Source organism: Klebsiella sp. BIGb0138 (assembly GCF_004342285.1).
Lineage (GTDB): Bacteria > Pseudomonadota > Gammaproteobacteria > Enterobacterales > Enterobacteriaceae > Klebsiella.
Map to the genome: position 1 here is coordinate 79,891 of NZ_SMCV01000003.1, position 20,048 is coordinate 99,938.

At 59.5% G+C, this 20,048-nt stretch carries 18 protein-coding genes; 7 read left to right on the forward strand and 11 right to left on the reverse strand.

Features of this window, described 5'->3' with window-relative positions:
* Positions 1-40 precede the first annotated feature (40 nt).
* Both proA and proB read right to left on the reverse strand, forming a co-directional pair.
* Complete coding sequence (gene proA, locus EDF73_RS08465; protein WP_132728266.1) at positions 41-1,294, reverse strand: glutamate-5-semialdehyde dehydrogenase; 1,254 nt, start codon at positions 1,292-1,294, stop codon at positions 41-43.
* A gap of 10 nt (positions 1,295-1,304) precedes the next feature.
* Positions 1,305-2,408 (reverse strand): glutamate 5-kinase, encoded by a 1,104-nt coding sequence (gene proB / locus EDF73_RS08470; protein WP_132728268.1) that lies wholly within the window; start codon positions 2,406-2,408, stop codon positions 1,305-1,307.
* A gap of 290 nt (positions 2,409-2,698) precedes the next feature.
* Between proB and phoE the strand changes: the two genes are divergently transcribed.
* Positions 2,699-3,751, forward strand: a complete 1,053-nt coding sequence (gene phoE / locus EDF73_RS08475; protein WP_132728270.1) for a phosphoporin PhoE — start codon at positions 2,699-2,701, stop codon at positions 3,749-3,751.
* Between the two features lie 87 nt (positions 3,752-3,838).
* On the opposite strand, the gene EDF73_RS08480 is transcribed toward phoE, so the two are convergent.
* On the reverse strand, positions 3,839-4,402 hold the full coding sequence (locus EDF73_RS08480) for an NlpC/P60 family protein (protein WP_132728272.1): 564 nt from the start codon (positions 4,400-4,402) through the stop codon (positions 3,839-3,841).
* 342 nt (positions 4,403-4,744) lie between these two features.
* On the opposite strand from EDF73_RS08480, the gene EDF73_RS08485 reads away from it, so the two are divergent.
* Positions 4,745-5,689, forward strand: a complete 945-nt coding sequence (locus EDF73_RS08485; RefSeq protein ID WP_132728274.1) for a LysR family transcriptional regulator — start codon at positions 4,745-4,747, stop codon at positions 5,687-5,689.
* Here the strand turns inward: EDF73_RS08485 and EDF73_RS08490 are convergent.
* Positions 5,686-6,753, reverse strand: a complete 1,068-nt coding sequence (locus EDF73_RS08490; protein ID WP_132728276.1) for an ABC transporter substrate-binding protein — start codon at positions 6,751-6,753, stop codon at positions 5,686-5,688. The two genes, EDF73_RS08485 and EDF73_RS08490, sit on opposite strands and share 4 nt — an antisense overlap.
* Before the next feature lie 221 nt (positions 6,754-6,974).
* Here EDF73_RS08490 and EDF73_RS08495 point away from each other — a divergent pair, with 221 nt between their 5' ends.
* The 3 genes from EDF73_RS08495 to EDF73_RS08505 are packed head-to-tail and all read left to right on the forward strand — an operon-like array spanning position 6,975 to position 11,101.
* Complete coding sequence (locus EDF73_RS08495) at positions 6,975-8,543, forward strand: ABC transporter permease (RefSeq protein ID WP_132728278.1); 1,569 nt, start codon at positions 6,975-6,977, stop codon at positions 8,541-8,543.
* Positions 8,540-9,283, forward strand: a complete 744-nt coding sequence (locus EDF73_RS08500) for an ABC transporter ATP-binding protein (protein ID WP_132728279.1) — start codon at positions 8,540-8,542, stop codon at positions 9,281-9,283. The genes EDF73_RS08495 and EDF73_RS08500 overlap by 4 nt, the downstream gene beginning before the upstream one ends.
* A gap of 24 nt (positions 9,284-9,307) precedes the next feature.
* On the forward strand, positions 9,308-11,101 hold the full coding sequence (locus EDF73_RS08505) for an aryl-sulfate sulfotransferase (protein WP_132728281.1): 1,794 nt from the start codon (positions 9,308-9,310) through the stop codon (positions 11,099-11,101).
* A gap of 29 nt (positions 11,102-11,130) precedes the next feature.
* On the opposite strand, the gene EDF73_RS08510 is transcribed toward EDF73_RS08505, so the two are convergent.
* Positions 11,131-11,913, reverse strand: a complete 783-nt coding sequence (locus tag EDF73_RS08510; RefSeq protein ID WP_132728283.1) for a helix-turn-helix transcriptional regulator — start codon at positions 11,911-11,913, stop codon at positions 11,131-11,133.
* 102 nt (positions 11,914-12,015) lie between these two features.
* Between EDF73_RS08510 and EDF73_RS08515 the strand changes: the two genes are divergently transcribed.
* Positions 12,016-12,825, forward strand: coding sequence for a sulfite exporter TauE/SafE family protein (locus EDF73_RS08515; protein WP_132728285.1), 810 nt, complete (start codon positions 12,016-12,018; stop codon positions 12,823-12,825).
* A gap of 178 nt (positions 12,826-13,003) precedes the next feature.
* Positions 13,004-13,666 carry an HAD family hydrolase gene (locus EDF73_RS08520; RefSeq protein ID WP_132728287.1) on the forward strand — a complete coding sequence of 221 codons (663 nt, stop codon included), beginning with the start codon at positions 13,004-13,006 and terminating at the stop codon, positions 13,664-13,666.
* A gap of 62 nt (positions 13,667-13,728) precedes the next feature.
* Here the strand turns inward: EDF73_RS08520 and phnE (EDF73_RS08525) are convergent, their stop codons facing one another.
* The 6 genes from phnE (EDF73_RS08525) to EDF73_RS08550 form a co-directional block, all read right to left on the reverse strand.
* On the reverse strand, positions 13,729-14,613 hold the full coding sequence (phnE, locus tag EDF73_RS08525) for a phosphonate ABC transporter, permease protein PhnE (RefSeq protein WP_132728289.1): 885 nt from the start codon (positions 14,611-14,613) through the stop codon (positions 13,729-13,731).
* Positions 14,610-15,482 (reverse strand): phosphonate ABC transporter, permease protein PhnE, encoded by an 873-nt coding sequence (gene phnE / locus EDF73_RS08530; RefSeq protein ID WP_132728996.1) that lies wholly within the window; start codon positions 15,480-15,482, stop codon positions 14,610-14,612. The genes phnE (EDF73_RS08525) and phnE (EDF73_RS08530) overlap by 4 nt, the downstream gene beginning before the upstream one ends.
* Positions 15,483-15,549: 67 nt before the next feature.
* Positions 15,550-16,491, reverse strand: coding sequence for a phosphonate ABC transporter substrate-binding protein (phnD, locus tag EDF73_RS08535; RefSeq protein ID WP_132728291.1), 942 nt, complete (start codon positions 16,489-16,491; stop codon positions 15,550-15,552).
* 23 nt (positions 16,492-16,514) lie between these two features.
* Entirely contained in the window at positions 16,515-17,357 is an 843-nt protein-coding gene (gene phnC, locus EDF73_RS08540; protein ID WP_132728293.1) for a phosphonate ABC transporter ATP-binding protein, read from the reverse strand.
* A gap of 173 nt (positions 17,358-17,530) precedes the next feature.
* Complete coding sequence (locus EDF73_RS08545) at positions 17,531-18,712, reverse strand: amidohydrolase (RefSeq protein ID WP_132728295.1); 1,182 nt, start codon at positions 18,710-18,712, stop codon at positions 17,531-17,533.
* Between the two features lie 11 nt (positions 18,713-18,723).
* Positions 18,724-19,917 carry an MFS transporter gene (locus EDF73_RS08550; RefSeq protein WP_132728296.1) on the reverse strand — a complete coding sequence of 398 codons (1,194 nt, stop codon included), beginning with the start codon at positions 19,915-19,917 and terminating at the stop codon, positions 18,724-18,726.
* Positions 19,918-20,048 lie beyond the last annotated feature (131 nt).

A 20,048-nucleotide genomic window follows, 5' to 3' on the forward strand; every position in this document is an offset into this window, starting at 1 on the left:
TTATGAATCAAACGGCTACTTTTGCATCACCCGCTTAGTATTAAGCACGAATGGTATCGTCGCCGAAACCAATCCACTTATAGGTCGTTAACGCTTCCAGGCCCATCGGGCCGCGCGCGTGCAGCTTCTGGGTGCTGACCGCTACTTCCGCGCCGAGACCAAACTGGCCGCCATCGGTAAAGCGGGTAGAGGCGTTGATATACACCGCCGAAGAGTCCACTTCGTTGATAAAGCGGTTAGCATTGCGTAGCGTACGGGTCAGGATGGCATCAGAATGCTGGGTGCCATGGGCGCGTATATGCGCGATGGCCTCATCCAGGTCCGCGACCGCTTTCACGTTCAGATCCAGCGACAGATACTCATCGTTGTACTGCTCCGCCTTCACCGGCTCGACGTTTGCCGGGCCGTTTTGCAAAACCGGCAGGGTGGCGGCGTCGGCATGCAGCGTCACGCCGCTTTCGGCCATCTGTTTGCTCAGGACAGGCAGGAAACGCTCGGCGATATGCTGATTCACCAGCAAGGTTTCTACCGAGTTACAGGCGCTTGGCCGCTGAACTTTGGCATTGACGATAATCTTCAGCGCCTCAGCCATGTCCGCCGAATCATCAATATAGATATGACACACGCCAATCCCGCCGGTGATCACCGGAATCGTGGACTGCTCGCGGCACAGCTTATGCAACCCGGCGCCGCCGCGCGGGATCAGCATATCGATGTATTTATCCATCTTCAGCATCTCGCCGACCAGCGCGCGATCCGGGTTCTCGATAGCCTGGACGGTTGCCGCCGGTAAACCGCACTCCTGCAGCGCCCGCTGAATCACTTTCACCGTGGCGGCATTGGTGCGCCAGGTCTCTTTACCGCCGCGTAGAATCGCCGCATTGCCGGTTTTCAGGCATAAAGAGGCCACATCAACGGTCACATTAGGACGGGCCTCGTAAATCACCCCAACCACGCCCAGCGGCACGCGGCGGCGTTCGATACGCAGGCCGCTGTCCAGCAGGCCGCCGTCGATCACCTGACCGACCGGATCGGCCAGATTGCAAACCTGACGGACATCGTCAGCAATCCCGCGCAAACGCGCCGGGTTGAGCGCCAGGCGATCGAGCAGCGCTTCGCTTAAGCCATTGGCGCGCGCTTCCGCCAGGTCCTCGGCGTTGGCGCGCAGAATCTCTTCGCTCTGCGCTTCGAGATAATCGGCAATCTTTTCCAGCACCTGGTTCTTTTCACGGCTGGAGAGTTGCGCCAGTTGGTAAGAGGCCGCCCTGGCAGCTATGCCCATTTGTTCCAGCATTTTCAGCTCCTTAACGGATAATCATATCGTCACGATGGACGGCGACCGGGCCATATTCGTAGCCCAGAATGGCATCAATCTGCTGCGAGTGCTGGCCGGCAATCATGCGCAGCGCATCGCTGTTGTAGCGGCTCACGCCGTGGGCGATATCGCGGCCTTCGCTATTGCGAATGCGGATAACTTCGCCACGCGAGAAGTTGCCGGTCACGGTTTTGATGCCTTTCGGCAGCAGGGAACTGCCGCGTTCCAGAATCGCCTGGGTAGCGCCGGCGTCAACGCTAATTTCACCCGCCGGCGGGGCGCCGAAGATCCAACGTTTGCGGTTTTCCAGCGGCGATTCCTGAGCGTGGAAGCGCGTCCCGACCGAAACGTTTTCCATCACGTCGGCAATCACGCCGGGACGGTTACCGGCGGCGATAATGGTGTCGATACCCGCGCGGCAGGCGACGTCTGCGGCCTGCAGCTTAGTACCCATGCCGCCGGTCCCGAGACCGGAAACGCTATCGCCGGCAATGGCGCGCAGGGCGTCATCAATGCCGTAGACATCTTTAATCAACTCGGCCTGCGGGTTATTGCGCGGATCGGCGGTGAACAGACCCGGCTGGTCCGTCAGCAGCAGCAGCTTATCGGCGCCGGCAAGAATCGCCGCCAGCGCGGAAAGGTTGTCGTTGTCGCCGACCTTGATCTCGGCGGTCGCCACGGCGTCATTCTCATTAATGACCGGCACGATGTTGTTATCCAGCAGCGCGCGAAGGGTATCGCGGGCGTTAAGGAAACGCTCACGGTCTTCCATATCCGCGCGGGTCAGCAGCATCTGGCCAACGTGAATGCCGTAAATAGAAAACAGCTGTTCCCACAGCTGGATCAGGCGGCTCTGGCCTACCGCCGCCAGCAGTTGTTTCGACGCGATGGTCGCCGGCAGTTCCGGGTAGCCAAGGTGTTCACGTCCGGCGGCGATCGCCCCGGAGGTCACAATGACAATACGATGGCCCATAGCATGCAGCTGTGCGCACTGGCGCACTAATTCGACGATATGGGCGCGGTTCAGGCGACGGGATCCGCCCGTTAAAACACTGGTGCCCAGTTTTACCACCAGCGTCTGGCTATCACTCATGATTCTCTGCCGTTCAAAAGGAATATCGATATCAAGCTGATGTTGTAACAGGACTCAGGCCACTTGCCAACACTGGCGTGCCCGGGCGAACCACTTTATTGCGCGAGATCGGGCATTCTGGAGAATTCAGGTGACGAATTAATGACAGAAACATCTAAATACTCTTTTTTATAAAAAGTTCCACTTTGTCATAAATTTTTAATATCCGGGCGTTAAAAAACCTCCTGTTTTTCACGGGGCCTTCGCCCGGAATTGATTAGCGCGTATAAATAAATCACCAGGACTGAATAATGAAAAAGAGCTCACTGGCATTAATGATGATGGGTCTTATCGCTTCTTCGGCTACACCGGCAGCGGAAGTTTATAATAAAAACGCCAATAAACTGGACGTGTACGGCAAAGTCAGAGCGATGCACTATATCAGCGACGATAATAGCAAAGACGGCGACCAGACCTATGTGCGTTTCGGTATTAAAGGCGAAACCCAGATTAACGACCAGCTGACCGGTTACGGCCGTTGGGAATCTGAATTCTCCGGCAATAAAACCGAAAGCGACTCCACCCAGAAAACCCGCCTCGCGTTTGCCGGCCTGAAACTGAAAGACTTCGGTTCTTTCGATTACGGTCGTAACCTCGGCGCTCTGTACGATGTGGAAGCCTGGACCGATATGTTCCCGGAATTCGGCGGCGACTCTTCTGCGCAGACCGATAACTTCATGACCAAGCGTTCCAGCGGCCTGGCAACCTACCGTAATACCGATTTCTTTGGCGTCGTGGATGGCCTGGATCTGACCCTGCAATATCAGGGTAAAAACGAAAGCCGTGACGCCAAAAAACAGAACGGCGACGGGTTCGGCACCTCTTTAAGCTATGACTTCGGCGGCAGCGATTTCGCCATCAGCGCGGCCTATACCAACTCTGACCGTACCAATGACCAGAACCTGCTGGCCCGCGGCGTGGGTAAAAAAGCGGAAGCCTGGGCGACCGGCCTGAAATATGACGCCAACAATATTTACCTGGCGACCATCTATTCCGAAACTCGCAAAATGACGCCAATCAGCGGCGGTTTTGCCAACAAGGTGCAGAACTTTGAAGCGGTCGCGCAGTACCAGTTCGACTTCGGTCTGCGTCCGTCCCTCGGCTATGTTCTGTCCAAAGGCAAAGATATTGAAGGCGTAGGTAACGAAGATCTGGTCAACTATATTGACGTCGGCCTGACGTACTACTTCAATAAAAATATGAACGCCTTCGTGGATTATAAAATCAACCAGCTGAAGAGCGATAATAAACTCGGTCTCAGCGATGACGACATTGTGGCGCTGGGGATGACCTATCAGTTCTGATGGTGCTGATGCCAGGATGGCGTAAATGATACCGGGAAGGATCAAAAAAGCCGCGGCGCCAGGGCCGCGGCTTTTTATTGTGCATCATCAGCGATTTTTGGCGACGTGCAGGTTGTCATTATTCATGGTGATCTGCGCGTTATACTCCTTTGGCAGGCGACGCGCCTGATAGAACGCCGACTTCCAGTACGGATTGTCCAGCGATGAGCGCATGACGCCCTGGCTGGCGGAGGCGTGGAGGAAGTTCTGGTTGGTATCATAGAAGCCGACGTGCATGCCGCCTTTAATCCGGAAGAACACCAGGTCTCCGGGACGCAGCTGCTGCGGCTTCACTCGCTCTCCCATATGCAGAAGCTCTTTGGTGGTAACCCGCTCCATCGGCAGGTTGAAGCGGTCCTTCAGCGTACGCCAGACAAAACCGGAGCAATCGACCCCGCTTTCATCGGTACCGCCCCACTCGTAGGGGGTGCCGTGCCAGGTGTGCATCTGGTCGTGCAGCGCGGCGAGCACCGGAATCAGGTCATCTGAACCGCTGTCGATCGGGGCGTTGGCATGATGGGCTACGGTTTTCGGGTGTTTCGCCGGGGATGAACATCCTGCCAAAAGCAAAAAGGGGACTAATAATAAAGCGTGAGCAAGTTTAGGCGTCATATCGTTATTTTTCGTGAGGGAGAATGGGCCGTGGTCATTTATAACGTATCCGCCATATTGTCAGAATGGTTCGCTGAAAAATTTACGAAACCTTACGTAGATTAAACTTCCGGCTTCACATTCTTGATTCACGCGGTTAAATATAAGCGGGTTGGATGTAATGCAGTTTGTTAATAAATTATTTCATCATGAAACACTATTTCGCGACCGCAGATAAGACACATCTGATGTTAATTGCCTTATTGCCGGCGCAGAAGGTGAAAGATCCTCATCATTCGGCCATTGCGCGCTGGGGGCGACGTCCAGTACTTTGTCCGCTCAAGGTCCCTGTGAGGCAAGTTTATGCATCTCGATTTTCGCCAGCTGCGCAATTTTGTCGCATTGGTTGAATACGGTAGTTTTCACCGCGCCGCCGAGGCGGTATGCCTGTCGCAATCGGCGTTCAGCCGCAGTATTCAGGCGCTGGAGCAGAGCGTCGGCCATCCCTTATTCGACCGGCAGAATAAACTGCCGACGCTGACGCTACACGGGCAAAAGCTGCTGCCCTACGCCCGTCGTTTTCAGGAACTTAACGTCGAACTGAGTAGTCTGCTGGGGGATGCTGACGATACGCAAGATGGCGAGGTGGCGTTCGGCTGCGGCCCGGCGCCCGCGGCGCGCCTGATTCCGGCGGCCATCGGCGAGTTTCACCACCATCTCCCGCAGGCGAGGGTGCGTTTTCAGGTTGATAACTGGTTTGCCCTGCATCATGCGCTGACGACCCAGCAGTTTCCCTTCGTGGTGGCCGATAGCTGGCATGCGGAGCTGGATCCGCAGCTACGAGTCCAGCCGCTGAGCCCGCAGCGCTGTTTCTTCATCTGCCATGCCGATCATCCTCTGGCGCGGCAGGGGCCGGTGTCTATTCAGGCGATGCTGCGCTACCCCTTTGCCGCGCCCTATCTGCCCCCGGGGGTGCGAAAAGTGCTGGCGACCCTCAGTCAGCAGCAGGATTTCACCCCGGCGATTCAGTGTGATCACGTCTATGCATTGCTGTCGACGCTGGCGCGCACCCAGGCGATAAGCTTTGCCAGCGAAGACGGTTTCGCCCTGTGCCAGCATAGCCATCGCCTGGTGAAGCTTGAGCTCAGCGACCTCCCGGAAGAGTGGCGGTTGATGCAGACCCGGTTTGCGGTGATCACCCCGATTCACGCCGTGCTTTCGCCGCTGGTCACCCGATTTATCGATATTATCCTGCATACCGACCGCCAGCATCAGAACCCGCTGTTGGCGCCGGAGGAGGAGGCTTAGCCGGCGTTCTCCGCCTGGCCTTTGGCATCGTACTGCGGCCAGTGGTTTTCCAGCCGCTGCGTCTTCAGCGCCTGTTCGACAAACTGCCCGTCGACCCACTGCGTCACCGTAAAGGCGTTGCGAATGAGGCGGCCCGTTTTGGCCTGTTCAACGCTGCTGCTGAAGCTGTCGGTCAGGAACGGGTCGATACGCGGCGAGGTGCTGAAGTTGAGATCCTGCGGCTGCAGATCCTCAAGGAACAGCGCCTGTGGAATCTGGCTCTGCTGCGCCATCTCTGCCGACCAGGCCTCGCGATTCGCCGGGTTGCTGATTTCCGCCGCGTTTTTCACCAGCACATCGATAATTTGCTGGGTGGCCTGCGGCCAGGTCTGAATAAACGCCTGAGTTCCGAGAAAACCCGCCTGGGTCGTATTCTGGCGACCGGAATCACCGCTTTTCACCACCACGTCAATTTTGTCGCCGCGCAGCGCCAGCAGCGAGACGCCGCCCCATACCGCATCAACCCGGCCGGCCGCCAGCGCGGCTTTCCCGGCGCTCCAGTCCAGATTAATGACCTGCATATTGCGTTCGCTAAGCCCGACGGTCTGCAAGGCGCGATCGAAGGCCAGCTGGTCTGCGGTACCGCGATACACCGCCACGCGTTTACCTTTCAGGTCCGCCAGCTGTTTAATTCCCGATGCCCGGGTGGCGGCGAGGTAAGATTCCGAACCGCGGCTGCCCAGCAGCAGGCGGGTCGGCAGGCCGTTGGCTTTGCCGATAATCGCCGCCAGGTCACCGAGATAGACAAAATCGAGCTGCTGGTTGGCCAGCGCTTCATTCACCGCCGGTCCGGCGCCCTTAAAGAACTGCCACTGGACCTCCACGCCCTGCGGTTTAAACACCGCCTCCAGCTGATGGCGGATAAACGCCATTCCGACCGGCCCTTCAATGAACGGTTTGCTGCCGGCGCTCTGATCCGGAACGCCAATGCGAATGGTGTGCAGGCTCCCGGCCTGCGCGCTGGCCATCAGTGCGATCGCGGCGACCAGCGCCAGCGCTGTACGGGTAAAAAAGGCTTTCATCATTGGTGGTGACTCCCTGAGTTTTTTCTCACCCTAAAGAGGCCTGGCGCGTGCTGTTAAATGCTTTTATTCGCAGAGCAAAGGCAAAAATAAGCTAAATCAGGGCCCGCCTGTCCGCCAGGCTGAGATGCATTTGCTGCATCGGGATTATTCAGCAAACGCAATGGCGGGAGGCGGCGAGGCGCGATGTGATAGGGCGATGATTTCACCCACAACGGACTGCTATGTCGCAGATGATCTTGAAAACACGCCGGTTCACCTGGCCTGCCATCAGGCTAAACGGCTGGCCCCTGTTGCTGCCCGCGCTGTTAGTGCTGGTGTGGCACATCGCCGCCGTGGAGCGCTGGATGCCGGAACAAATCCTGCCCGCTCCGGCGGTCGTCGCCGATACCGCGTTGTCGCTCCTCAGCGGCGATCTGCTGGCGCAGTGGGGGTTTAGCCTTCAGCATCTGGCCGTCGGGCTGCTGCTGGGCGTGGCGGCGGGGACCCTGCTGGGAGCACTGTTTGGTCTGCTACCGGCCGCGGCCCAGCGGATAGAGCCGCTATTTTATGCCCTCGCGCAGATCCCCACCCTGGGCTGGATCCCGCTGTTTATGGTGCTGTTTGGCATCGATAACGGCCTGAAGCTGGCGGTTATCGTCAAAACAACCCTTGTCCCGATGACCATCAATACCCAGATGGCGGTAACCAGCATCCCGCAGGCGCTGGGGGAAGCGGCGCAGGTGATGAATTTTTCCCGCTGGCAACGGCTGCGCTGGCTGGTTATCCCCGCCAGTCTGCCGGGCTGGTTTACCGGCCTGCGGCTGGCGCTATCTCAGGCCTGGGTCTCGCTGATCGTTGTCGAACTGCTGGCCTCGTCTGAAGGGATCGGCTACCTGATGGTCTGGGGCCGCCAGCTGTTTCAGCTGGATATTGTCTTCGTCACCATCGCGGTGGTGGGCCTGAGCGGGTTGTTGATGGAGTGGGCGACGAACCGGGTATATGCCCGGCTGGTCTTCTGGCCGCAGCCCGCTACCGGGCGACTGGCCTGGAAGCCGCAGGCCAGCTGGCATGCATTCCAGCTGCCGCTGATCCTGCTGGTGCTGTGGCAGCTGGCCAGCCGCTGGGGCTGGATCGACAGCGCGTTATTCTCCTCGCCGCTGGCGGTGGCGCAGCGCTTTATTGCCGGAGCGGCCAGCGGCGAGCTGCCTGCCGCGATGCTGGCGAGCCTCGGCCGGGCCTTTGCCGGCGGCGCGCTGGGGATCGCCGCCGGGCTGCTGTGCGGATTACTGCTGGCTTTGCGTCCGCGCGCCGGGCAGATATTGACCCCGACGCTGAACGTCCTGCGCCATATTGCGCTCTTTGCCTGGCTGCCGCTGCTGACGGCATGGGTGGGCAACGATAACGGCGGCAAAATCGTGTTTATCGCCCTGGCGTCCTTCTTCCCGATGTTTTTCAGCACCTTGCAGGCCGTCAGCCAGCGCGATCCGCAGCTCGATGAAGTGGCGAAGGTGCTGCGCTTTGGTCCGCTGACCCGTCTGCGGGCGCTGATTTTACCGGGGGCGGCGCCGGGCATATTTGCCGGCCTGCGCCTGGCGTTGATTTATGCGTGGCTGGGCAATATCGGCGCGGAATATTTCATGTCCTCCGGGACCGGTATCGGCAGCCTGATGATTAATGCCCAGCAGCTGCTGGATATGCCGACCATTCTTTGCGGCATGGTGCTGATTGGTATCACCGGCGCCGCGCTGGATAAAGGCGGACGTTTACTGGAATCTCGCGCCACCCGCTGGCGCCAACGGGAGCAACGATGACCGACTCGACCCTGGTCTCTTTTCGCCATGTGCATAAATCCTGGCAACAGGTGACGGCATTAGACAATTTCAGCCTCGATATCGCCGCCGGTGAGCTGGTGGTGCTGGTCGGCAGCAGCGGCTGCGGCAAGTCCACGCTGCTGCGGATGTTGATTGGCCTGGAGCCGGTGACGCAGGGGGAAATCCGCGTTAACGGCGAGCCGGTGCGCGGCGCGGGCAAAGAGCGCGGCATCGTCTTTCAGGAGCCGCGGCTGTTTCCCTGGCTGACGGTGATCGACAACGTGATGCTTGGCCTGGCGGATGAAAAGCTGAACCGCGGGGTGAAGCGCCAGCGCGCGCTGGAAATGCTGGAACGCGTACAGCTCACGGAGTTCGCCCATGCGCTGCCCGCCCAGCTTTCCGGCGGGATGGCCCAGCGGGTGGCGATTGCCCGCGGGCTGATCGCCCGGCCGCAAATTCTGATGCTCGATGAGCCTTTCGGCGCGCTGGATGCCCTGACGCGCCATACCCTGCAGCAGGAGCTGCTGCATATTCATCGCCGTACGGGGACCACCACGCTGCTGGTGACCCACGATGTGGAAGAGGCGGTGGCGCTGGCCGACCGGGTGGTGGTGCTCTCTCCCCGCCCGGGGCGGATCCGTGAGGTGGTGACGCTGGCGTTACCCCACCCGCGCCAGCGCGATGATGAGTCGTTTTCCGCTGCCTGCCGGCAGATTCGTACCTTGATTACTTGTGCCTGATTTGACTATTTAAGGAGTGACAACATGGGACATCCTTCCGTCTACCCGACCGGCGCCACGATCTACGATCCGCAGCGCGCGTGGAGCGGCTATACCGTTTTTCAGGCCACCGAACGCGGAGCGATTCTGCTTGATATGAATGGCAACGTGGTTCGCGAATGGCCCGAGCTGCACGGTTTCCCGAATAAGATCCTGCCCGGGGGGGCGATCCTGGGCCACAGCGGCGAACGCGATCCCCGCTACGGGATGCAGGATATGCTCGATCTGATTCAGGTGGACTGGGAAGGCAATATCACCTGGAAATTTGACCGCTATGAACAGGTGAGCGACCCGGGTCACGCGCCGCGCTGGATGGCGCGCGCACACCATGATTATCAGCGTGCCGGAAATCCGGTGGGCTATTACGCCCCGGGGCTCGAGCCGCAGGTTGACGGGGGCAACACCTTAATTCTGGCCCACACCAACCTGGTGAATGAAGCGATTTCCGACAAGCTGCTGCTCGATGACACCATCATCGAGGTCGACTGGCAGGGCAATGTGGTGTGGGAATGGCGCTGCAGCGATCATTTTCACGAGCTGGGCTTTGACGACGCGGCGCGCGCGGCGCTGCGTAATAACCCCAATATGCGCGCCAGCGGCGGCGGGATGGGCGACTGGATGCACATCAACTCCATGTCGGCGCTGGGACCAAACAAATGGTATGACGCCGGCGACGCGCGCTTCCATCCTGACAACATCATCTGGGATGCCCGCGAGTCCAATATCATCGCCATCATTGATAAACAGAGCGGCAATATTGTCTGGCAGCTTGGCCCGGACTACAGCACGCCGCAGCTGAAGCATCTGGGGTGGATTATCGGCCAGCACCACGCGCATATGATCCCCCAGGGATTACCGGGGGCGGGCAATATTCTGATCTTCGATAACGGCGGCTGGGCCGGGTACGGCGCCCCCAATCCGGCGTCGGCGGATGGGGTGAAAAACGCCTGGCGCGACTATTCGCGGATCCTCGAGATCAACCCGGTGACGCTCGATATCGAATGGCGCTACTCGCCGTATGAGGCGGATCTCCCGCAGCCAACCGACTCGTATCGGTTCTATAGCCCGTATATCAGCAATATGCAGCGCCTGGAAAACGGCAATACCCTCATCAACGAAGGCTCCAACGGACGTATTTTTGAAGTGACCCGCGATCATGAAATTGTCTGGGAGTATATTTCGCCGTTCTGGGGCAAGACATTGAATAACAACATGGTTTACCGCGCCTATCGTATTCCGTACGCCTGGATCCCGCAGCTGGCGCAGCCGTCCGAAGTGCCGATTGCGGCGGTTGACGTGCGGACTTTACGCCAGCCCGGCGCCGCGCCCGCGGGGCCGGCGCAAAGCGTGGTGCGCGTCGCCGGCGTGCGGCCCTACAGTAAAAGCGCCGATGCGCTGTGCGTGGCGACTGACAACGATACCCTGCGCCGCAGCCCGAAACTGTTCCGCGTGGCGGAGAGCCGCTTCACGCCGCTGAACGCGGACAGCGAGCTCTCCGGCGAGTCTGAATCTCCGCTGCTGCTGTTCGTCGGGGCCGAACGCTGCGTCCACTGCCGCAGGTTGTGGCAGCTGCTGCGGCATGAGTCCCTCGCCAGCCACCTTGCGGCGCTGGAGACACGCTATCTGGATGCCGACCGTCATCAGCAACTGGCGACAACCCTGGGGGTCCGCGGCTTACCTACGCTGCTGATCCTGAAAGCGGGTCAGCCGACGGCGCGGGCCCCGGCGGATCTTTCCGTGGAAAGCCTGCTGGACTGGCTACAGAGCGCGGTGCGCTAACCCACGCGAGCGAAAGGGCGGCTGCGGCGTCAGGCCGGGCCGCCGTTCATCTGGCGGACAAAGGCGGCGGGAGCCTGGCCGATCGTTTTACGAAACATGGTGGTAAAGGCCGCCGGATGTTCATATCCCAGGCTGAGCGCCACGTCGGTAATCGTTCTGCCTTCGCGCAGCGCCGTCAGGGCGTACATCAGGCAGGCCTGCTGGCGCCAGTCGCGAAAAGCCATCCCGGTCTGCTGGCGAAAATGACGGTTGAAGGTACGAACGCTCTTATTAAGCCTGGCGGCCCACCGTTGCGGAGCGATGTGAATATCCGGCTGCTGCAAAAAAGCGCTGCACAAGGCGGCCAGCTGCGCGTTCTGCGGCAGGGGGGTAAACATCGGCAGCGGCGACGCGGCTTTCAGTTCGTACAGAACCAGCTCAATGAGCGCCGCGTCATGTCCGCTTTCGTTATACAGCAGCGGCAGCTGGCAGACGCTGAGCAGCAGCTGGTGCAGCAGCGGCGAGACCTGGACAACCTCGCAGCGTTCACCGGCGCGCGGCGCCGCCTCCGGTTCAATGTACAGGCTGTGGGTACTGACCCCCGGCATCCACACCCGGTGCGGTTTAGTGGCCGGGATCCACACGCCGCTGTACGGCGGAACCAGCCAGTGACCATCATCCGTCTCCACCTTCATCAGCCCGTTCATGGCATAGAGAAACTGCGCCCGGCGGTGGCTGTGGCGCGCCAGCTGGGTATTGGCCGGGTAATCGCTGCCCAGCGCCAGCACCCGGCGCGGGAGATGGTCGACATCGTTAACGGCAATGTTGCGCATGAATCATGATCCTGGCTGAAATTCATAAGATGATGGCTTTTAATCGTAAGTCAGCCATGGGGTTATTCTATATCGTGACTGCTCTGAATGGAGGAGTATCCGATGATGTGCTGGCTTTTTTTCTGCGGCGTGGTGTGTGGGGTGACGACCTGGCTCTTTGGTTTTGGCGGCGGTTTTGTCACCGTACCGCTTATCTATTTACTGGTGACGGCGATCTGGGGAATGCACAGCGATATTGGCGCGCAGGCGATGCAGATTGCCGTGGCGACCTCCGCGCTGGTAATGCTCTGTGCGGCGCTGCTGGCGACCTGGCGTCATCTGCGGGCTGGAACCCTCTGCTGGCGTCCTCTGCGGGTGATGTTCATCGGCATCGCCGCCGGCGGTATAGCCGGCGCTGTGCTGGCGCTGTCGGTAAAAGGGGAGTGGATCCGCGGCCTATTTATCGCCTATTTGCTGGCGACGATCCTCGACTGCTACCTGCGACCGGGGTTTATGGCTCCGGCCACGCCGCGGCCCGCTCCGACGGCGGCGCGTGAACTGGCGACGGGCGGGGGGATTGGCCTGATTGCCGCGTTTCTCGGCGTCGGCGGTAGCGTGATGACCGTCCCGCTGATACGTCGGCGCGGCGCGGCGATGGCGCAGGCGGCGGCGATGGCTAACCTGCTGACGCTGCCGCTGGCGGCGAGCGCCACCCTAACCTGGCTGGTGTTGGCATGGCTGTCGCCGACGCGTTTACCCGGCGGATTTATCGGCGATATCTGGCTTTCGGCCGCGGGGCTGCTGGTGGCCGGGAGCTGGCTGGGCCTGAGGATGGCGGCCCGCTGGCTCGGGCGCCTGCCGGACCGCTGGCACGCGCGAATATACCCGCTGCTATTGATGACGGTGCTGCTGGTGATGAGCGTCCAGGGATAAATTTCGCGGCAGCGGCGCAGCCATCACGGTGGTGGCATATCGCCGCCGATCCATTAATCTGACCTCTTTTTGGCGCTTTTTGCTACCCTTTGCCTGGCCGACAGGGAGAGTCATTCTGCTGTCATCCTGGTTAAGCATGCTCTGCTGAACCCATTTTGCTGATGAGGAAACATGAACGATGGCCAAAAATCTGACGATATTCGATCTGGATAATACTTTGATTAAGGGTGACAGCAGCACGATATGGAGCCGGTTTCTGGTGAGGGAAGGCTGGGTGAGCGATCCGGACTATCTGGCGCGCGAAGCGATGCTGATAGACGATTACGATCGCGGCGAAATGAATATTGCCGACTATGTTGCCTTAATCCAGGCGCCGCTGATCGGCGTGCCGCAGGCGGAAGTCGATGCGCTGGTTGCCCGCTGCGTGCGCGAGGAGATCCTGCCGCGCGTCTATCCCCAGGCGTGGGATCGGCTGCAGACCCTGCGGGCGCAAGGCGAGCAGATGCTGGTGATTTCGGCCTCGGTGAGCCTGCTGGTGCGCGCGGTGGCGTCGGCGCTAGGGATTGAGCAGGCGTTAGGCATCGATGTGGAGATGGCGGATGGCGGCTATAGCGGGGTGATTGCCGGCACGCCAAGCTACCAGCAGGGGAAGGTGGTGCGGCTGGCGGCGTGGCAGAAAGCCTGGCCGCATGAGAGCGGCGAGGTGACGTTCTATACTGATTCGATTAACGACCTGCCGCTGTGCCTGCACGCGGACCACGTCTGGCTGGTCAATCCCTGCCCGCAGCTGGCGGCGGCGAATGCCACCCACCGCTGGCCGGTGCTGGAATGGCGGCTCTGAGCGAATCCCTGCGGCCGCAGTCATCCGTCGCCCCGGTAAGCGCAGCGCGACCGGGGAGCGGGTTAATTCGCTTTGAACAGCGGCACCACGTGGCCGCCAATATAGCGGCGGCGCAGCCAGGCGGAGAGCGTATCCATCACCATGACCACCGCCACCAGCAGCAGGGTGATAAACATCACCACGTCCCAGTTCCACAAACGCATGTTTTCCGCATAAATCAGGCCGATACCGCCCGCGCCGACGAAGCCCAGCACCGCCGCCGAACGGGTATTCGACTCAATCTGATACAGGCTCAGCGCCAGAAACGTCGGAAAGGATTGGGTAAAAATGCCGAAGCGGTGCTTCTGCAGACCGTTTGCGCCCACCGCGGTCAGCCCGCGCCCCGGCGAACGGTCAACCGCTTCATGTCCTTCGGCATATAGCCGCCCGAGCAGCCCGGTGTCCTGCATGATAATGGCCAGCACCCCGGCCAGCGGCCCGAGGCCCACGGCGCGGACAAAAATCAGCCCCCAGATCGCCATATCAATACCGCGCAGCACGTCAAACAGGCGGCGCATCAGCAGGGCGATAAACCCGGGAATCAAGCCGCGCATTATGTTGCGCGCCGCGAGGAAAGAGAGCAGCAATGCGATGACCGTCGCGGTCAGGGTTCCGACGAAGACAATCGCCAGGGTGATGCCGATTTGCGTGAAATAGTAGCGGAACGGCCAGTTGAAAAAGTCATGCCAGACAAACATCCGCATCAGGTAGCGGCTGATTTGCTGCAGCCCGGTGGTAAGCTGCTCGCCGCTGATGCCGAAGCGGGTAAAAAACCACGCATAATAGAGCACGCAGGCCAGGGTCAGCAGTCCGACGTAACGCAAATAGCGCCCCTGGGCCTGATACAATTCCCGGTGCTGTCGACGGCTGGCGGCGACATCCGGTTGGCTTTGCCATTGACGACTCATTTTTTCCCCTCGAGTACCCACTGCCGCAGGCGACCGGACAGCATATCCAGCAGCGACACCACGATGATGATCAGCAGCAGCGTGATGCTGACCTGATCGTAACGATCCAGTTTGATGTTGGTCATCAGTTCCTGACCGATCCCGCCGGCGCCCACCAGCCCAAGAATGGTGGATGAGCGGAAGTTGATCTCCAGGCGCATAAAACCATAGGAGAGAAAAATCGGTTTAACCTGTGGCCACAGCGCAAAACGGATCCGCTGTATCGGCGAGGCGCCGCAGGCCATCAGCCCGCGTACCGGCTTGTCCTGCGCGCTTTCCACCGCTTCGTAAAACAGTTTGGTCAGGCTACCGATGGTGTGCAGCATCAGCGCCAGAAAGCCGGGGATGGCGCCAATGCCGAAAGCCATCACGAAAATCACCGCCCACGCCAGCTCTGGCATGGTGCGTAAAAACGCCACCATCACGCGAATGGCGAAGCGCAGCGGCGGCGGCGACCAGGCGTTGCTGGCGGCCAGAAACGCCAGCAGGGTGGCGATAGCCACCGCCACCAGCGTAGAGGCCACCGCCAGCTGCAAGGTTTCCCAGATCAGCGGCAGCTGAATCGGCAGGCGATAGCCCCAGTAGGCCAGCGAGCCTTTGGTATGAGAATCGGCGAACAGATCGCGGATATGGATCGTCGGCAGGGTCTCAAACATGTAATCAAGGAAGTTCGGCAGGGAGTGCCAGATGGTAAAAAGATTAAATTCGGCGGCGCTGCCGGCGGCGAAGTACAGCACCAGCAACAGCAGGGACCAGCTAAAAGTATCGCGTTTTTGCCGCGCCCGTACCTGCTGGTAGTAACGTTCAAATTCGCTATTCGATATATTCATACGTCGACGGGTCTTCAGCATGCCGCCGCCTCGCGCATTACCAGCCGGAGGCGGCGTTGGGGCGGGATTAACGGGCGCTCACCAGCTCGCGTTTCATATCGATAATCTGCTGGAAATCGGCGACGCTAGACGGGCCGATATGCTGGGTACCACCCATCGCTTTGATAAAGCAGGCGTGATCGTCGGTATCCAGTTTTTTGACCGCGGCGACGACTTTGGCTTTAAAATCAGCCGGCAGCGCGTTGCTGACCAGAATCGGGCCGTTCGGAATCAGCGGCGATTGCCAGATGATGCGGATCTGCTTCATCAGATCCGGGTGATCCATGCGAATCAGGCGGTTGAAGGCACCGACGCTGTAGCCGCTGTTATAGTCGCCGACCAGCGATGTCCAGGTTACCGCCCCGGCGAACTGCCCGTTCAGCACCCCAAGAATGTCCTGCTCGTGGCCGCCGGAGAAGGTCACGCTGGAGAAGAAGTTGTTATATTTATTATCCGTGGTACCGCCGAACTGCTGTTTAAAGGTCTGGTTCGGAATCAAAAAGCCGGAAGTGGAGTCCGGATCGGCAAAGCCAAACGCTTTACCTTTCAGATCTTCTAACTTCTGATACGGGCTATCGGCTTTGACAATCACCACGGAATGGTAGCCGCGGGACTGATCTTTATCATCCACGGCGATCCCGACGATATCGACCGCTTTCGGGTTATTGATATAAACCGAGGCGTATGACGACGGCGACATACTCAGCACCACGTCGACTTTCCCGCCCAGCAGACCCTGAATGACCCCCGAATAGTCGGAAGAGTTACGCAATTTGGTGTCGACGTTCAGCTCTTTATCGAGAAACTGTTTTACGCACTGGTTATCACCAATCTGCTGGGTGGCGTTCTGCCCGCCGAGGATCCCCAGGTTTAGCTCTTTCGGCTGCTCCGCCGCACCTGCCTGCCATGCCATCATCATTCCCGCGACCGCTGCGGAGAAACGAACTGCGCCAGTGATGTATTGTTTCATTATTTTGTCCGTGTGAGTGGAAATTAATGCAATTGGCTAATTTCATCACCGTACAGCCGGTGCAGGATATCCTGGTTCAGCTGTGAGGGATGGTCGTCAAAAATAATGTTGCCCTTCGCTACGCCGATAACCCGCGTGCAATACTCTTTCACCAGTTCTACCGAGTGCAGGTTCACCATCACGCTGATGCCCTGTTCGCTGATTTCACGCAGCACGTCCATGATGCGCTGCGTATTTTTCGGATCGAGCGAGGCGACCGGTTCATCGGCCAGCAAAATGCCGGGCTTCTGCATCAGCGCGCGACAAATCGCGACGCGCTGCATCTGGCCGCCGGAAAGGTTTTCCGCCCGCTGCAGCGCATGCGGCAGCATATTCATCCACTCCAGCAGCGCGATGGCGCGGGCGCGGTCGGCGTCAGGGAAGACTTTGAACAGCGACTTCAGCGTCGAGGTCTGGCTCAGGCGGCCCAGCAGTACGTTAGTCAACACGTCGAGGCGCGGCACCAGGCAAAAATCCTGGAAAATCATTCCGCACTCGCTGCGCCAGGCGTTCAGCGCGCGGCCTTTGAGTTTCGCCACGTCATGCGGCATGCCCACTTCCGGGTAGCTGAGGATCTCGCCGCCGGTGGCGCTATGAGTACCGTTCAGCACATGCAGCAGGGTCGATTTACCGGCGCCGGAACGGCCGATAACCCCCACCAGTTCGCCGGCATGAAGGTCAAAGCTGACGTTATCCAGCACGACTTGTTGTGCGTTGTAAGACTTATTCAGGTTGCGCACGCTTAAGACTTTTCGCTGCCGGACGGTATTCGGCTGAAGCAAATGCGGATAATCGATGTCGGTTACCGCGGCAAGAGAACTATTCATAAGAGCGTCCAGGTTCGTCATTAAACTGGCACTATTAATGGCGTTTTATGTGATCGTTAGATGACGGTAAGGCGAAAAAATAGTGAACGGCGAGATTATTGCGCCGGCGATAGCGCGGGGAAAAGCGGTGGAAGCCGCATCTGGCGCAGCGCGTCAGATGCGGAAAAAGCCCTTTATTCGTCGTTCAGCAGCGGGCTGACCAGCGCAATGTGGGTTTTGATACCGACGGCCAGGGCATCTTCGTCGATGCGGAAATGCGGATTATGCACGTTCCAGACGGCCCCTTTTTCCTTGTTGCCGCAGCCGATAAACAGGAAGGTACCGGGAACCTTTTCCTGATAGGAGGAGAAATCTTCGCTGCCAAACAGCGGCCGATCCTCCAGCTTCAGGGTCCCCGCCGGGAAGTGGCGTTCGATAGCGGCGCGGGCGATGGCGTTGGTGCTGTCGTGGTTGTGGCCGACGGCGTAACCCTGCTGCCAGCGAATGTCGCAGCTCGCGCCGTGGGCGGCGGCAATCCCGTCAATGATGCGCGACATCAGCTGCGGCACCGCTTCGCGGACCTGCTGGTTATGGGTACGCAGCGTGCCGGCCAGGCGGGCGCTGTCAGGGATGACGTTGTAGCTGTCACCGGCCTGGAAGGTAGCGATGGTCAATACCGGCGCCGTACCCGGGTCGATATTGCGCGCCACGATCTGCTGCAATGCCCCGACCATTTCCGCACCGATGGTGACCGGGTCGATACAGTGCTGCGGCATGGAGCCATGACCGCCTTTGCCACGAATGGTGATATCGAAATTGTCGCTGGAGGCGACGTAGACCCCCTCTTTCAGCGTCAGGGTGCCGACCGGGCTGGTGGGGAAAACGTGCAGACCGAAAATATGCTCCACGTCGTCGACCACCCCCAGCTCCACCAGCTCCCGCGCGCCGCCCGGCGGCACTTCTTCCGCCGGCTGAAAAATAAATTTAATGTTGCCGTGCAGGTTATCGCGCAGCTGGCACAGCACTTTTGCCGCCCCCATCAGCATCGCCGTATGGGCGTCGTGGCCGCAGGCGTGCATCACGCCAGGCACGGTGGAACAGAAACTCTCGCCGCTCTCTTCCTGCAGCGGCAGGGCATCAATGTCGGCGCGCAGCGCCCACGTCGGGCCCGGATGCGGGCCGCGCAGCACGGCAATCACGCTATTATCCAGCGGGCGGCTAATCTCCAGCCCGGTAAACGACGCCAGCTCGCGGGCGATGTAATCGGCGGTCGGCTTCTCCTGGAAAGAGAGGTCCGGGTGAGCGTGGATGTGGCGACGCCAGCGCAGCGCCTCTTCGGCGGCGGCGGAAATCAGCAGTTCGGTGGCGTGATTCATCAGATTCTCCTTCAATCAGCAACGGGCAGGCCGGCGACGGTTTTGCGTTTCATCAGCGGCAGCACCGCTATCGCCGAGCAGACCATCGCCAGTGACAGAAACAGGAACGCGCTGGCATAGTTGTGGGTTTTCGCCACCAGATAGCCAATCACGATCGGCGAAACAAAGCCGCCAAGGGTGCCGCCGGTATTAATCAGGCCGATAGCTGAACCCATGATGTTCTCCGGCAGCCGCTTCATCGGCAGGGTAAAAGCGGTAACGAAAGTGGCCATTAAAAAGATCTCGCCGACGAACAGCAGCAGGCTGGCGGTCAGCGCCGTCCCGGCATGAAAAATCGCGAAAATGGCGGCGGCGCTGAGCAGGGCGCTGACGGCGATCACCAGCGGTTCACGATGAAGAAAATATTTCCCCACCAGCCAGCCGGTTCCCAGCGATGAAACCCAGATCCCGAGGCCGCCGGCGGCCACCACATAGCCTGAAGCCGACAGCGACATGCCCATGCTTTGGACGAAGAATTTCGGCAGCCACGCCATCAGGCCGTAGCTGGGAATGTTGACGCAGAATATAGAGATAAACAGCAGGATAACCGTAGGGTTACGCCACAGCGCGCCGCCAGAGGATGCCTTCTTCGCGACTGCGGGAGCCGGCGGGCGGCGCGGTACCCGCCAGGCAATGAGGGCGGCAGTGACGCAGACCAGCGCTCCGAGGGCGGCAAATGAGCGGTGCCAGCCCAGCAGCGACAGGGCGTTCACCGCGATAATCGGCCCGATAGTCATCGCCAGACCGGCGGAGGAGAGCAGAACTGACTGAGCGAAGGTGCGTTTTTCGACGCTGAAATTACTGACTACCGCTTTCGCGCATGAGCAGGGGTAGCCGGAATGGCCCACCCCTGAGAGAAAGCGAAACAGCAGCAGCAGACCAAAGCTGAGGCCCAGCACGCCGAAGCAGAGGGCGAAAATCCCCAGCGCCGACAGCGACAGTACCAGCATCGTTTTATAGCCAATCCGGTCGTTCAACCAGCCCGCCGGGACCTGGAACAGGGAGTAGGCGAGGAAAAAGATACCGGTGATGTAGCCCAGCTGTTCCGCGTTGAGGCCAAATTCTTTTTCGATCGGCAGCAGCGCGAAGCCGGTGACGGTTTTATCGATATAAACGAATACGTAGCCAATAAACAGCAAGAAGATCATTTGAGACTGACTTTTCATTTTTGTTTCCGCCTTTTGTCTCATTAGTGTGTGTTGTGTGTGCGGGAGACCCCATCCGCATCCTGGGGCTTTACTGCAACGGCGGGAAGATATAATTTTTCTATAGGTGATGCTTTTTTCTGATAGGGGTT